The organism is Luteolibacter pohnpeiensis, from assembly GCF_016595435.1.
Lineage (GTDB): Bacteria > Verrucomicrobiota > Verrucomicrobiia > Verrucomicrobiales > Akkermansiaceae > Luteolibacter > Luteolibacter pohnpeiensis.
Window position 1 is genome coordinate 184,647 of sequence record NZ_JAENIJ010000006.1, and the last position, 14,770, is coordinate 199,416.

Genomic DNA, 14,770 nt, shown 5'->3' on the forward strand with positions numbered 1-14,770 from the left:
CGGAGGGACTTGTTAGATTGGATCGTTGCCGTTTTTGCCCAGAGCCAGTATTTTACGGTTATCTATCTTCAATTGTCTGGATTTTTGTTTCATTCGCTTGATCGGGCAAGTGTGGTTTTCGCGGCCCTTGGATTTCTTTTCAAAAACGAAACCGCCGGTCGGTGACGGTTGATCTGCGGGCTTTTTCTAGCCACGCTGCGCTCGAAAAATGTCCTATTCCTCATAATACCATGAATCCTTTGCTCGCTCCCGTCAGCCTATTGGGTGCCTTGGCGCTTTACGCCATCGCCAATGATCCGAAATCGACCGATGACCTCACCACCAGCCCACGCTTCGGTGAGTGGGGGTTCGACATGAGCGGGAAGGATGAGTCGGTGAAACCTGGCGATGACTTTTTCGCCTACGCGAACGGGACTTATCTCAAGCGCACGGAAATCCCATCGGATCGGTCACGGTTCGGAAATTTTGATGCGCTGGCGATTTTGTCCGAGGCCCGCGTTCATGAAATCCTCGAAGACGCTGCGAAGAATCCGACCGATGCGACGCGCAAGATCGGCATGTTTTACCAATCCTACATGGATGAGGACACGGTCGAAAAACTCGGCACTGCGCCGATCCAGCCTGAGCTTGAAAAAATCAAATCGGCCAGCAGCCGCGATGACTTGATCACGCTTATGGCGGATCCTGGGTTTCTCGGCAGCGGCCTGTTCGGCGTTGGCATCAATGCGGATGCGAAGGATGCGACAAAATACGCAATTTACATGGGGAGCGGCGGTCTTGGACTTCCCGACAAGGACTACTACCTCAAGGAGTCGTTCGCGGAGATTCGTGAGAAATACAAGGCGTATTTGACCACGCTGATGACCTTGATCGGTTGGCCGGAACCCGCTGCAACGGCGAAGCAAATCATTGCTTACGAAACCCAACTTGCCGAGGCGAGCTGGGATCGCGCGGACCTTCGGGATCGTGACAAAACCTACCACCTGATGACACCTGCACAGTTGGTCGACTACGCTCCGGGCTTTGATTTTGTCCGTTTGTTCAAGGCTTCCGGGCTGCCGGAATCGCGCGAGGTGATTGTTCGCGACAACACGGCATTTCCGCTCAAGGCGAAGGTTTTTGCGGAGACTCCGCTGGAAGTTCTGAAGGCCTGGACTGCCTGCGGCTTGGCCGATGGCGCGGCGCCTTTCCTTTCCAAGGCATTTGTCGATGCGAGTTTTGATTTCAACAGCAAGACCCTGTCCGGTCAGCCGGAGCAAATGGCGCGCTGGAAGCGGGCGGTTTCGATGACGAACGGCGTGCTCGGTGAGGAAGTCGGCAAGGTATACGTGGCGAAGTATTTCCCGGAAGAGTCCAAGCGTCAGATGCTTGAGTTGGTGAATAATGTGAAAGCGGCTCTTTCGACACGGCTTGATCGGCTCGATTGGATGGGTGATGAAACCCGCAAGGCCGCTCATGAAAAGCTGGCGAAATTCACGGTAAAAATCGGCTACCCGGATCAGTGGCGCGATTATTCCGCTTTGGAGATCAAGGCGGATGACCTCTATGGAAACATCGTGCGGAATTCGATTTTCTCGTGGCACCACGATGTCGAGCGCCTCGACAAGCCGGTGGATCGCAGCGAGTGGGGCATGCCGCCTCAAATGGTGAACGCCTACTACAATCCATCGATGAACGAGATTGTCTTCCCGGCTGCGATTTTACAGCCGCCGTTCTTTGACCCAAAAGCAGACCCGGCCATCAATTACGGCGGTATCGGCGGGGTGATCGGACACGAAATCAGCCACGGATTCGACGACCAAGGCCGGAAATCGAACGGCGATGGCGTGTTGCAGGATTGGTGGACGGATGAGGATAAGAAGCAGTTCAACGAGCGCGCCGAGCGCCTTGGCAAACAATACGAGGGAATCGAAGTGATGCCCGGCGAACACATCGACGGTCAGCTGACGATGGGCGAAAACATCGGCGACATGGGCGGCGTGAATCTCGCCCTTGAAGCTTATCAGGCCTATCTGAATGGCAAGCCAGCGCCGGTGATTGACGGCACCACCGGTGTGCAACGGGTGTTCCTCAGCTGGGCTCAGCTATGGCGCCAAAAGGTTCGCGATGAGGCACTTGTCCGGCAAATTCACACGGACCCGCACGCTCCAGCAGTTGCCCGGGTGAACGGCGTGGTGCGCAACATTGATGCCTGGTACAAGGCGTTCGATGTGAAACCTGGCGACAAACTCTACGTCAAGCCAGAGGACCGGGTGAAGATTTGGTAAACCTTTGAATCCGCAAAGCACCGGTTGCCATGGCAGCATCAACTGCCTGGTGCCGGTGCTTTATTGCGTCGGCGAGGAAGGCAATTTTACCTTGTAGACGCGGAATGGGTAGGAGACGCGATCCGTGCCGCCATTCCAAGATGGGAGGCGGTTCAACTGGGAGGCCGAGAGGTAAAGAAATCCATCGCTGCCAATGCCCAGAGAATCTGGCCAAGAGAGGCGTTCATCGGTCACCAGAGTTTTGAGTTCGCCGCTCGGCGTCAGGTAATCGATCGCGTGGTCTGGGGAATTGGTGAGATAAATGTTCCCGGCCGCATCGGCGATCATGCCGTGGCATGGGCCGGTCTGGGCAACATGCTCGACTTTTTCCGAAAGCACTTCCGGACGAATTTCTGGATCAGCGAGGTAGCGGGTTTCGATGCGGAACAGGTCCTTGCGATTGATGGCGTGGAAGTAGAAGAACCGATCATCCTGAGTCAAAGCGATGCCGTTGACATTGGATGTGAATGGATGACCGGATGCGTTTCGCATTTCACGATCCTCGATTTTCAGGATAAATCCGGGCTCGGCAACGGTCGATGGGTCATTTTTCAGAACCACGCGTGATTTTCCCGTTTTGAGATCAAGCACGACAATGGCCTTCATCGCGGGATCCGAAAGATAGGCGAGTTGGTGCGTGTGATCGATGCGGACATCGTTCAAGCCGGACTGGGCTTTTGGCAGATCATCGAATTGATAGATATCGGCGACTTGGTTTTTGGTTAGATCAATGCGTATGAGTTTGAACTGGCCTTCTTTCGCCTTGCTCCCACCGAAGATGGATGCGTTGCCCGCTGGTGCGGAATCGAGCACCCACAAGTTGTTTTCGCGATCGGCGTAAAGATCCTGAACGTTGACGAAGTGCTCTTTTGGATCATCCCGATCGAACTGGTTCCAGCTTTCATCAGGAAATGGAACGCGCTTGCCATCAATAATTTCGGTCAGTCCGTAAAGAAACGGTTCGCGATGGGGAAAGGAGACAAACACCCGGTTCGATTGCGGAGAAACGGTCAGGCCGATCGGCTGATTTTTTCCAAATGAGGCGACTTCGATGAGTTCGGATTTCGCCATCGATACCTGATGAATGGTCAGAAAGGTGGTGAGGATGACGAAGCTGCGGGGGATCAAATTCATGGCTGGATTGGTCTTTTCCCCGAACCATGGCCGGGAAAATCAGGATCGCAACGAACGATCGCCCGCAGAGGCTTGTGAGCCGGCAGAATTCATGAATTCTAACACTCATCGAAACTCCAATTTTCCCCCAATCTCCTCCAATCCGGAAACGACGGAATTTTTATCGGCAAAGATCCCGATTCAAAATGCCGTGGGTAGTGGTTTGGATTTTATTCAGCATTTGGGCATTCGGTATTTTGAAAGGATACTTCGGAGAATATGCGGATGATTTGCCGCCGGATGCGATGGAGCTGTCGCTGATCAATTTCGATCGCTCGAAACGTGTTGAAGACTCAGTGGCAAATGATCCGCAGATCCTGAGATGGTTGTTGGGATCCAGTGACGATCAGGAAGAGTCCGAGCAATGGATTCTGGATGGCTTGGAATATCTGGATGAACAGAATCTGCTGGATCCTGAAGGGCGATCGCTACTCGGATTGATTCGATCTGACCTGGGAGAAACAGTGGATCTGGATGCGATCCCGATCCCGATTTACCGGGATGTGCTTTCGGATGTTACTCCGCAGACGCGCGACGTTGAGAAGTTGGCGAAAAAGTTGAGCTCGCATCAGGGAAAGTGGTGGGATGCGGAAATTGCCCGAAAAATTGTCTCGAAGGGTGATCCATCCGGGAAATTGCAAGCGGCGCTGACGATTCAAGATCAGCTGGATCAAACTCTCAAATGGCGGGCCATGGTTGTAAATGGCACCTTTTGGCTGATTTACCTGATGGGGGCATGCTTCGTTCCTTATGCCTATAGAAAGCTAAAAACGGGATGGATGGCCGCTCGCCACTTCAGGCCCATTCGTTATCATTCCCGCTGGGAGCCTTCCCTGATACTCGCCGTTTTTCTGGGGTGTGATATTGTGGCGGACAAAGCGATCGATGGCCTCTACTCCGTCGCAGGCACTTTTGATACTGGATATTACTTCGATGCAGGCGCTGATTTGATTTGGCGCATGATTCCTCCACTTTTGGCGGCTGGAATTCTTTTTGCGCGTCCGCGCCACGTGTTGCGGGCGTTTGGCATGAACCGATGGCCAGACTGGAGGATTGTTTTGGTAGCATTCGCCTTGTTGGCTGGCATTGGATTTGTCCAATCCGAGCTCATGGGGTCATACGGCTCGTTTGATCCGACGGGAAATCTCGATTCCATGGAGATTGGCTGGCGTGGCCTGATCTATGGCTTGCTCTCGTCTGCTGTTGCCGCACCCATCGCTGAAGAAATGTTTTTTCGCGGGCTGTTGGCGCGAGGTCTTGAAAAGCGATATGGCTTTCCGGTCGCGGCGATCTGCGTGACGGGTTTATTCGCCCTTGTCCATTTTTACGACTGGTATGGGTTTGTTAGCGTGGCGGTTTTTGGGTTCACCGCGTTGGTGATCTATCGCGCTACGGGATCGCTCATCAACTCAATCGCGCTTCACGCGCTCTACAATTTCAGCATCATCCTGCCAGCTTGGGTGATCTACTATTCCCATCTCTAACCGCTCAAATTTCGTTCCTGGGTGGACGCGCGGCCAAAAATATCGTTTCTAAGGGGTGTGGGAAAAATTGGCATATTCCGTGTTTTGGTTGCTTTTGGGGCTTTAGTGGTCGGCTTGAAGGCGGCAGAACCTTGGCGAATCCCGGTTTGGCCCGGAAAACTAGCTCCCAATGGTGACGGAAATACCTCCCCGGCAACGACGTCCCTCACGATCTATCAGCCGGAGCACCCGAATGGAGCGGCTGCGGTGATTTGCCCGGGTGGCGGCTATAGCACTCTTGTCACGGAACCAGAGGGGCATGGCATTGCCAGATGGCTGAACTCTCACGGAATCACAGGCATGGTGCTCGAATATCGATTGCCGCATGGGCGCCCGATGGTTCCGCTGCTTGATTTGCAAAGGGCGATCCGGCTTGCGCGATCGAATGCGGGCGCGTGGGGGATTGATCCGCATCGTTTGGGCGTGATCGGATTTTCCGCCGGCGGTCATTTGGTCGCAACGGCGGCAACGCATTTTGACTCTGGAGCGAATGAGCAGGAGGGGATCGATCCGGTTCAGCGATTTAGTTCGCGGCCGGATTTTGCCGTATTGATCTATCCGGTGATCACCATGGGGGAAGGAACTCATGCGGGTTCTCGTGACAATTTGTTAGGTCAGAATCCCAACCCGGAATTGCTGGATGAATTCTCCGCAGAAAAGCAGGTGAGCGATGAATCGCCACCGGCATTTTTGGCACATGCCAAGGATGACACCTTGGTGCCGATCCGGAACAGCGAGCTTTTTGCGGATGCGATGCGCAAGCACCATGTCGAGGTCGAGCTTTTGAAACTGCCAAGCGGTGGCCACGGGTTGAATGGTTATCATGGTGATTCATGGGATGCGTGGCAGGCGGCTTGCCTGAAATGGATGGATGCCCAAGGAATTTCCCAAGCGAAACCTAGCTCCGCGCAGAAAACCGGAAAAACCATTGCGGTAACCGACGAGGCGGTTCTCGCGGGAATTTCGCCGCTGAACTGGATTCGCTCCGAGCATGCGATTCACTCGGCAGGAGGTGGCGCATCATTTCGTCTGGCATTCATGCATACCGACCGTGTGCTTCTGAATGTTGATACCTCCGCCAATCAATATCCGTATGCATCGCGATTCCCGATCGTCGGTTGGACCGTCAATCAAGGACCGGTGCAAACCCATCAGCTCAAGCAAGGGGAAACATCCTTCGTGCTTTCGGCTGGCGTCGCCAACCCCATCATTGAGTTTTACATCAAGGGCATGTCGCCCTTTGAAGATCGCTATCGCGGGGATGTGCCGCCGAATTCGGTGACGATTACGGGATTTACCGTAGATCGGGCTTGCTCCATCAAGGCTCCACCTGCCAAACCGTTATGGGTTAACATTGGCGATTCGATTTTGTCCGGCGATGGCGCTGCCTATGCCGACCAGCAAGGTCGGCCAGCGGATGATCGCTGGGCGGGTTCCGATGATGCTTGGGCGAGCTATGGCTATCTTTTGGCACAACATTACGGCTATCAGGAGTCACGGCTCGCTTTTGGCGGCTACGCCTGGACCGGTGGATTGGGGAACCTGCCGCCGCTCGCGGAGCTGGTGGATCATCTCACCAGCACGACTTCCCGATTAACTCAGGAAAAATGGGTTCCAGCGCCGGGTGTCGTGCTGATCAATCTCGGCGAAAATGGGGCGCCGCCCGAAGATGCGGTCGTGGCAGCACTGCAAAGGCTTCGCCAGCGTTGTGGGGCTGAAACAAAAATCATCGTGATGATTCCCGTTTCCGGGCGAGCTAGGGCTGAGATCACAAATGGGCTCAGCCGATATCGGGAGTTGAAACAGGACAGCCGAATTTATCTCGCGGATCTGGGATTGATGGAGTTTCCCACCATTGATGGTCAGCATCCAACGACGGCTGGACATCAGATGATCTATCAAGCGGCATTGCAGGTTTTGGATCAGATTCTGAAATGAATCGACTCAGGGCTAAGGAGTTTCCTGCTCAATCGTTACCGAATCGACGCCGAGCAGATCCTTGAGGCGGGTTTCAAGGGTAGCTTCGACGGTTTTGAGCATGCCGCTTTGCGAAGCCTCGATCTTCATTTGCTGGCGCAGTTCGCGCAAGATCTGCGCCCGATCTTCTGGTTCGATTTTGTTGAACCAGCCATCTTCTTCACTGAGGACTTCGAAATCCAGGAGCTCCACCGAGAGGATTTTAGCCCGCGGGAATTTGGCAATGGCTTTGCCATTTTCGATTCTCAGTGAAATGCCGGGCTTCAGTTGATAGCCGCCTTGCACTTTGTAGTAACCGCGGACGATCAATTTTTTGGTGCCAAGGGGCAGGGCCAGGAAATGGTCGCCACGCTCAAACGTGCGGGTGGCATTCATCCGCATTTCCAGAAGCGAAAGTTCCGAAATTTCGGTGGATTTGGTGATTTCAGCCCGACCTTCCAACACTCGGCTGCTGGAATGGGTGATGGCGCTCAGCACTTTGTCCAGGCTGCGATTGACCTGAGTATTCGCCTTACCAAGGGTCCGTTCGATCGGAATAACCACAAGCATCCACAATCCGCCGATGATGGCAGCTGCGGTGATGAGTCGGCGGATGGTCCGCCACATTTCTTCCTGGTGAGGCATCGGGTGAGGCTACATCAGAATCCGAAAAGCACAAAACGGGATTTTTAAACAAAAATAAATCCGCCGTCTGTCGGGCGATCCGTGCATTTGCCCTTGGCGGACGGGGCCGCAGTGCTTAAGAACCCGCCGATATGACACGCAATTCCATTCAGGTCGCGATCTACATTTTCCTCATTCTTCTTATCTGCACCTTCATCTACACGGTGGGTCAGGTGCTGATCGAAGTGGGAATTCTCTAACTGGTTCAGGTCCAGTTGACTTCGACCTCGGCGATGCCGCCGTTGCGGTCGTCGTATTTCAGCAGACCATGCTCCAGCGCGTATTCGTGGACGCATTTGGTCACTTTCACGTCGTAGGCACAGTATTCGGCGATTTTGCGCAAGGGTGCGAAGTCGCCGGTTTTTTTGTGCTCCTGCCACCATCTCAGGGCGTCCAATCCGTCCGCCGTCTTGCCGGTTCCGAGAGAAGCGGAGGCGACGGAATCGAGCTTGAGGCGGAAGCCGAGCTTGGTTTCTAGGTCGAGCATCATGTCCAGATTGATGGTCTGGTCAGCCAATGTGTGGAAAATGTAGGGCTGCAGTACCGGGTAATCGAACTGGATGTGGTTCCAGCCAACGACGAGATCGGCGCGGACCAATTCTTCGCCCAGGCGGTCCATTTCGTTTTCCGGGTAGATTTCGTAAGTGCCGCGCGCAGTGCTGTAAGTCACGGCCACCGAAATGCCCATTTTGTCCTTATTGGCGAATCCTCCGACGTCGCCGAAGCTGCGTTGCGTTTCTAAATCGAAATAGACGATGTTTTTTCCGGCCACGGCAGTTTGGTAAAGGCCATGGCCGGATCGATCAAGCTCTGGCTCGGAAATCAACGGCGGCGCTTGATGCAGGCGAAGCCCGCGAAAACTGCGGAAAGCAGCACGGTGCCAAGCTCCGGAACGGAATGAATGACGCCGATGGCTCCAGTAGGCAGGCCGACGTAATCGAATCCGCCGCTGCCGGAAGTGACCCAGTTATCGAGGATTGGATTTCCCAACGAATCCTTCGCGATGCCGGGAATTTCTGCTCCCTCACCATCGGTGATCGAGCCGCTGCCGACGACATCGACCAAACGGACATAGTTGATCGCGGAAAGGTCGACGATGCCATCGATGACCAGATTTTGAGTCGCCAACTCGGATAAATCGAATGGCGTGCCCCAATTGGCGGCGCTTTTCCCGGCCAGATTGTAGACGTTGGTCATGTCGTATCCGGCGAATGCCCCGGAGCCGGCACTGGTCGAGGTGTTCAGGGATATCGATTCAAAACGGACGAAGTTGATGCCATCGCTGGAGACTTCCACGTAGGCGAGCTCTGCGAACAGACTGCCTGCCGGTCCATAGGTGAATCCGTTTTCAAAAACGGCGAAGTCCGCCCCGTCACCATCGGTGATGGGATTGGCAAATGAGAGAGTGATCGATCCCGGAGCATCAATCCCGATGAGGCCGATGGTTGGGCTCGATGAAGTCGTGAGTGGATTGGACAGGTCGCCCAGAGAGGCGAGGCCGGTTTCCGGATTGCTGAAACTGCTGCTGACCCCGGGAGCGGGATCATAGGAAACAACGCCGGTTTCCCAAACGGAAATGGCGGATCGGGCAATCGGATTGTCAGGCGCTCCCTCGGTGTAACCGGTGGGGGCGGCGTAGATTCCCGCTTTCACCACCGATGGCAGCATCAGGGCGGCAGCGGCGGCTTGCGGGGTCAAATTCGGGCGGAAGGGCGATCGGGATGATGCCGCTTTGGTGGTCTTGTTGGTCGTTGGTTTCATAGGTTCGATCCCTGCGATGAGAATCAAGGGATCGCTCCAGCCGCGCGGACGCAAAGCGGCCACGACGACGGGCCACAAGCCCCCATCCTTCATTTCGGCGATGAAGTTTGAGCGGGCGTGGTTTTGCAGGATTGCATGACACGACCGCCGAATGAGAACCGCATGAGCGAAGTATTCTGACTCCTGGCTTCAGACCTCGGCTCCGCCTTCACCCGTTTCCGGATTGGCTTTGTGGAGCGTTGTAGCCAGTTACAGCAGCGCGAACTGTTCCGGGTTTTCACCGGATTCCATGCACTCTTTGGTTTCAGCGGCAGTTTGTTAGATGGGGCTGATTTGGGTCAAATCAAAACGCTCGTATGAGCGTGGGAAGGTGCCACTTGGCGAAGCGGCGGAATTCGCCTAAGCTTCCGCCGATGGCAGATTCCCGGGCGGACAAATGGCTATGGGCGACGCGGTTTTTCAAAACCCGGGCGCAGGCGGCAAAGGCTTGCACGGCGGGCAAAGTAAAACGCGCGGGTCACCCGGTGAAGCCAGCCGCGGACCTCAAAATCGATGACGTGTTGGAGATCCCATTTCCAGAAGGGCCGGGAGTCAGGACGATTCGGGTCAAAACCACGATTTCGCTCAGGGTCGGGGCACCATTGGCCAGGGAGTGTTATGAGGATCTGACTCCGCCGGAAGTGTATGCACACCTCAAGCAGGTCATGGCCGAGCGGCGGCAAGCCGGACTCGGAAGGCCGACGAAACGTGAACGCCGCCAGATCGGCCGGGTGCGTGGATTCTGGGATTGATTTCCCGGTTCAACCGCCAGTGACTTTGGCCGGTGTCGCCAATGGATTCGCAGCCACGGCATCTCCGCTTTGCAGCAGTGAATTGGGACTTACGATCACGTCATCGCTTGGCGTCAGGCCGCTGAAGATTTCCACCTGATTTCCGAGTGTTCGGCCGAGAGCCACGCTGACAAAGCTGACTTTTCCGGATTTGGCGACTGCCACCTGGGAGACCCCGTCGCGAGTGGCAATGGCATTCGATGGCACCATCAAAACGGCGGATGCGCTGTCATTTTTAATCCGAGCATCGCCGGAAAGACCGGCAGGGAGCGCCAGATCAGGATTCGGCAGTGCGAGCTCGACCTGCATGGTGCCCGAGGCGGAATCGATCAGTGAATTCGTGCGCGCCACCGTGGCATTGAAGATTTTCCCCGGAATATCGGCGAATTCCACCTCGGCAGTCTGGCCTTTTTTGACGTGGAGCGCGCCTGGTGGCGGAACGGAAAGGATCATGCGCAGCTCGTCGATGCGGGCGATTTGAAAGAGCCAGGCGTCAAGCGAGGATGGATCACCGTTCACGTGATCGCCGCGATCGATTTGGCGAGCGGTGATGATTCCGTCAAACGGTGCCCGGATGGTGAGAAACCGTTGTTGTTCTTGCAGAGTCGCCAATGCCGCTTCTGCCGCGAGTTTGTCGGCCTCGGCTGTTTTGGTCGTCGCGAGTCGCTCATCGATCGTCTCCTGCGAAACCGCGCTGTTTTTGGCAAGGGACTCGCTGCGTTTCAGCAGGGCGTCTGCCAGTTCGGCACGGGCCTTGGTTTGCTGGACCTGAGCTTCGGCGGCGGCGATCTGGTGAGCGATTTCCGGCGCATCGATGACGGCGAGTACCTGACCGGCTTTCACGCGATCTCCAATATCGACGGGCCTTTCGGAAATGATCCCCGTGGCTCGTGAAAACAGCCGGGCTTGTTCAGCGGGGGCGGTGCGGCCGATGGCACGAATCGCGGTGAGTGAATCAGCAGGGGCGGGGTGGGTGACACGGACCGGTGTCGGAGCCGCAGGCTCTGCAACGGCGAGTGGAGTCAGGAGTGCGAAAAGCAGCAGGGTCTTAGCTTTCATGGGCCAGGTGAGTTGTGGTGGAGGATTCTGGTTCTACATCGGGTGCGGGTGCGTTCCGCTTCATCCAGGCAAAAATGGTGGGAATGATGAACAGGGAGGCCATCGTGCCAAATAGCAGTCCGCCGATGACAGCACGGCCCAGTGGAGCATTTTGTTCGCCACCTTCTCCGTGGCCGATCGCCATCGGTATGACTCCCAGAATCATCGCGGATGCGGTCATCAAGACCGGGCGCAATCGAGTGGTGGCAGCCTCAAGTGCGGCTTGGGCACCCCGGATGCCACTGGCGAATTGATCCCGCGCGAAGCTGGTAATGAGCACGCTGTTTGCGGTGGAAACACCCACCACCATGACGATTCCCATCAACGCGGGAACGCTGAGCGGTGTGTGAGTGACAAAAAGCCCGAAAAGAGCACCGGAAACCGCGATCGGCAGTCCGCTGATGGCGATGAATGGCATGCTCCAGGACTGGAAATTGACCACCATCACCAGAAACACCAGTAATGCGGCGAGAAGCAGTCCGCCGAGTAGCTCGGAGTAGGCGGATTTCATCAAGGCAGCCTGGCCGGCGAGCTCGATGCGGTTGGCAGGTTTGAGTTTCGGCCGCAGATCATCGAGAATGCGGTTCAAATCGTCGGTCACGGCTCCAAGATCGCGACCCTGAACATTGCCGATCACGGTCAAGGTGGGTAGCAGGGTGGTCCGGGAGACGCTCGCCGGACTTTTTCTTTCACCCAGGGTGGCGAATGCACCGAGCAGGACGGTTTTGCCATTGCTGGAAGAGGAAATGGGCAAATCCAGAAGTTGCTGAGGAGATTGGATCACTTTTGGCGGGGCCAGGATCTGGACATCATAGGAAGTGCCAACCGCGGGGTCCGCCCAGAAACTGGATGAGACACTGCCGCCAGAACCGAGAAAGGTGAGCAGCGAGGAAACCGCGTCTTGTTGGGTGATGCCAAGCTGGGCCGCCTTGGTGCGATCGATCTGGAGGTCATACTCCGGCAAGTCCAGTAGCTCGCGCAGATTCACATCGACTGCTCCCGGGACTTTCGAAAAGCGCTCGATCAGTTCGTGGGCGAGTTGCAGGTTGCCTTTGAAATTGCGGCCAATGAACCGGACTTCAAAGGTAGTCGGTGAGCCGGATGAAAGCGTCTGGCTGGTGGCATCCGCCGGGCGGAAGAATGCCTGCGTTTTTGGGAATTTTTCCTTCAGCATGGACCTCACCGCAGCGATGTAACCGGCGATCGGGGCGTGTTCCGCAGCGAGCTGGACTTGGATTTGCCCATCATAGGAACCAGCGGCGGTGGTCGGAATCCACGCTTGGTTCACCGATGATGGAGTGCCGAGGTTTTCCGCCACAAACAGCAATTCGTCCTGCGGAATGATTTTGCGGATTTCCCGATGAATGTCGGCGAAGATGCGGCCGGTTTCTTCCAATCGCGTGCCTGCGGGCACACGAATGGCCAGACTCATGAGGCCGGCGTCCGTGGTCGGGAAAAACTCGCGTCCCAGTTCCAGAAACGAGCCCACACCGATGGTCAGGGCGAGCAAAAAGATGGCGATCACCACCACGGAGTGGCCCAGCAGGAAGCCGAGAATTTTGCTTTGAAATGCGGCCAATTTCTCGACCAGGTGTTCGATCCGATGGTTGAGTCTCCTCAGGGGGCCGGGCTTTTTCTGCTCCGCCTTGGTTTCCGCCGGGAGCATCAGGTATGCCAGCGTTGGCACCAGGGTGCGGGACAGCAAATAACTGGCAATCATCGCGAAGATCACCGCCAGCGCGAGTGGCTTGAACACATACGCAGCCGTGCCGCTGAGCAGAAAGATCGGCATGAACACAATGCAGATGCCGGTGGTGGAGACGAATTCCGGAAATGCAACCTGGCGTGCCCCATCAATGATCGCGTCTCGCACCGATTTTCCGAGCGAGATCTGCCGCTTGATGTTCTCGATTTCCACCAGGGCGTTATCAACCAGAATGCCGATGACCAAGGACAAGCCGCCAAGAGTCATTAGGTTGAACGTTGCTCCGACCAGGTTCAGTCCCATGATGGAGCAAAGCAGCGCAAGCGGGATGGAAGTCAGGACGATCAAGGTGGAACGCCATGAGCCAAGGAACAACAGGACCACGAGTGCGACCAGCGAGCCGACCAGGACAATTTCATGCAACACCGTGCGGACCGCTGATTTTACAAAGACCGACTGGTCAAAAATCGGCTCAATGCGGAGGCCTTCCGGAGCTGCGGCTCGGATTTCCGGAAGCCGATCCATGATTTGATCGACAATGTCGATGGTTGATGAACTCCCGAGCTTCAGAATGGAAATCATCACCGCATTTTGACCGTTAAGCCGGGCAACGTTGGTGGAAATCGCTTCGCCATCCCGCACATTGGCCACATCCTTCAGAAAAATGACGCGGCCATCGACTTCACGGATCGGGAGGTTGAGAAATGCTTCCACCGATTCCGGGCTGGCATTGATCGCGACGGGAAGTTCCTGATCGTTTTGGCGTAGAGTGCCAGACGGCAGGGTAAGGTTTTGATTGCCAACGGCCCGGTTGATATCGGCAGGAGAAAGACCGAATGCGTTGAGTGCAGCCGGATTCAAATCGATGGTGATCTGGCGCGCCGCACCGCCATAAGGCAGCGAGATGCGCATCCCCGGGATGCTTTGAATTTGGGATCGCAGCGTGATCCGGGCATAGTCGAACAGCTGACCGTCCGTCATCGTGTCGGAGGAAATCACCAATTGGAGAATCGGGACACTGGATGGGCTGCTTTGGATGATGAGTGGCGGGTTCGTGCCCGATGGCATACGGCGCAGAATGGTTTGCGAAACGGATGTGGCTTGGGCCATTGCTAGCTCGATATTCACATACGGCTGGAACTTCAATTTCACCAAACCGATGCCATTGGTCGTTTCGGAACGGACCTCCAATAGGTCGTCGATGTTGTTCATGGCCGCGATTTCCGAAAACGAGGTGATTTTCGAAGCCATTTCTGAGGCATTGAGACCGCTGTAAGTCCAGACCAGCGTCAGTTCCGGGCTTTTTACCGTCGGCAAAATATCGGTCGACATTCGTTTCACCGAGAGAATGCCGAAAAGGAGAATCAGGATTGCGAAAACACCGACGGTGTAACGGTAGCGGAGGGCAAAGATAACAATCCACATGGGCGGGGTAATCTGTAGGAGAAATGCCGGGCAGCGCTTGGAAGACCGCAAACTCAGCCCGGAATCTAACAGAATTGAGGGCGCAACCTTTCACTTATTCCGGAAAAAGCCATTCCCCCGCGAGATTTTCAGAATCGCTCCCAGATTTTGGATCAGTGGAGGCAGGCGCTAAGATTTTCGACTCGCTGAAAGCCTGATAGTTACTGGGTAAACCGAAAATTTTTCAAAAAACATGAAGAAACGGATTGACGATGGGGGCGGGTTTGGTCTAGGGTCCGCCCGTCGCCACGACGGAGGGCGACGCGAGAG

General features: G+C 55.6%; 10 protein-coding genes and 1 riboswitch. Of the genes, 4 read left to right on the top strand and 6 right to left on the bottom strand.

All coding sequences use genetic code 11. The annotated features are described in order from the left end of the window. The first annotated feature begins 230 nt into the window (after positions 1 to 230). Positions 231 to 2,267, top strand: a complete 2,037-nt coding sequence (locus tag JIN85_RS05875; RefSeq protein WP_200268566.1) for a M13 family metallopeptidase — start codon at positions 231 to 233, stop codon at positions 2,265 to 2,267. Positions 2,268 to 2,327: 60 nt separating this feature from the next. On the opposite strand, the gene JIN85_RS05880 is transcribed toward JIN85_RS05875, so the two are convergent. After that, on the bottom strand, positions 2,328 to 3,440 hold the full coding sequence (locus JIN85_RS05880; RefSeq protein WP_200268568.1) for an L-dopachrome tautomerase-related protein: 1,113 nt from the start codon (positions 3,438 to 3,440) through the stop codon (positions 2,328 to 2,330). Positions 3,441 to 3,625: 185 nt separating this feature from the next. Here JIN85_RS05880 and JIN85_RS05885 point away from each other — a divergent pair, with 185 nt between their 5' ends. Further along, positions 3,626 to 4,963: a CPBP family intramembrane glutamic endopeptidase gene (locus JIN85_RS05885; RefSeq protein WP_200268570.1), complete on the top strand. Its 1,338-nt coding sequence runs from the start codon at positions 3,626 to 3,628 to the stop codon at positions 4,961 to 4,963. Between the two features lie 84 nt (positions 4,964 to 5,047). Then, positions 5,048 to 6,940 carry an alpha/beta hydrolase fold domain-containing protein gene (locus JIN85_RS05890; RefSeq protein WP_200268572.1) on the top strand — a complete coding sequence of 631 codons (1,893 nt, stop codon included), beginning with the start codon at positions 5,048 to 5,050 and terminating at the stop codon, positions 6,938 to 6,940. A 12-nt stretch (positions 6,941 to 6,952) separates the two neighbouring features. On the opposite strand, the gene JIN85_RS05895 is transcribed toward JIN85_RS05890, so the two are convergent. From JIN85_RS05895 to JIN85_RS05905, 3 genes are all read right to left on the bottom strand, one after another. After that, a complete protein-coding gene (locus JIN85_RS05895; protein WP_200268574.1) occupies positions 6,953 to 7,603 on the bottom strand; it encodes a DUF4230 domain-containing protein in 651 nt (216 codons plus the stop codon). A gap of 244 nt (positions 7,604 to 7,847) precedes the next feature. Beyond that, complete coding sequence (locus JIN85_RS05900; RefSeq protein WP_200268576.1) at positions 7,848 to 8,414, bottom strand: ribonuclease H-like domain-containing protein; 567 nt, start codon at positions 8,412 to 8,414, stop codon at positions 7,848 to 7,850. 50 nt (positions 8,415 to 8,464) lie between these two features. Then, positions 8,465 to 9,403, bottom strand: coding sequence for a hypothetical protein (locus tag JIN85_RS05905; RefSeq protein WP_200268578.1), 939 nt, complete (start codon positions 9,401 to 9,403; stop codon positions 8,465 to 8,467). Between the two features lie 171 nt (positions 9,404 to 9,574). Beyond that, positions 9,575 to 9,692: riboswitch (cobalamin riboswitch) on the bottom strand. A gap of 124 nt (positions 9,693 to 9,816) precedes the next feature. Between JIN85_RS05905 and JIN85_RS05910 the strand changes: the two genes are divergently transcribed. Further along, entirely contained in the window at positions 9,817 to 10,194 is a 378-nt protein-coding gene (locus JIN85_RS05910; RefSeq protein ID WP_200268580.1) for an RNA-binding S4 domain-containing protein, read from the top strand. 9 nt (positions 10,195 to 10,203) lie between these two features. On the opposite strand, the gene JIN85_RS05915 is transcribed toward JIN85_RS05910, so the two are convergent. Beyond that, the gene (locus JIN85_RS05915) at positions 10,204 to 11,292 is read right to left on the bottom strand and encodes an efflux RND transporter periplasmic adaptor subunit (protein WP_200268582.1); all 1,089 of its coding nucleotides are present in this window, start codon (positions 11,290 to 11,292) and stop codon (positions 10,204 to 10,206) included. Beyond that, positions 11,282 to 14,461, bottom strand: a complete 3,180-nt coding sequence (locus JIN85_RS05920) for an efflux RND transporter permease subunit (RefSeq protein ID WP_200268584.1) — start codon at positions 14,459 to 14,461, stop codon at positions 11,282 to 11,284. The genes JIN85_RS05915 and JIN85_RS05920 overlap by 11 nt, the downstream gene beginning before the upstream one ends. Positions 14,462 to 14,770: the final 309 nt, after the last annotated feature.

What these genes read in the sequence shown, in the direction of transcription:
- JIN85_RS05875 (WP_200268566.1), top strand. Translation starts at nt 231, where the DNA reads ATGAATCCTTTGCTCGCTCCCGTCAGCCTATTGGGTGCCTTGGCGCTT.
- JIN85_RS05880 (WP_200268568.1), bottom strand. Translation starts at nt 3,440, where the DNA reads ATGAATTTGATCCCCCGCAGCTTCGTCATCCTCACCACCTTTCTGACC.
- JIN85_RS05885 (WP_200268570.1), top strand. Translation starts at nt 3,626, where the DNA reads ATGCCGTGGGTAGTGGTTTGGATTTTATTCAGCATTTGGGCATTCGGT.
- JIN85_RS05895 (WP_200268574.1), bottom strand. Translation starts at nt 7,603, where the DNA reads ATGCCTCACCAGGAAGAAATGTGGCGGACCATCCGCCGACTCATCACC.
- JIN85_RS05905 (WP_200268578.1), bottom strand. Translation starts at nt 9,403, where the DNA reads ATGAAACCAACGACCAACAAGACCACCAAAGCGGCATCATCCCGATCG.
- JIN85_RS05910 (WP_200268580.1), top strand. Translation starts at nt 9,817, where the DNA reads ATGGCAGATTCCCGGGCGGACAAATGGCTATGGGCGACGCGGTTTTTC.
- JIN85_RS05915 (WP_200268582.1), bottom strand. Translation starts at nt 11,292, where the DNA reads ATGAAAGCTAAGACCCTGCTGCTTTTCGCACTCCTGACTCCACTCGCC.
- JIN85_RS05920 (WP_200268584.1), bottom strand. Translation starts at nt 14,461, where the DNA reads ATGTGGATTGTTATCTTTGCCCTCCGCTACCGTTACACCGTCGGTGTT.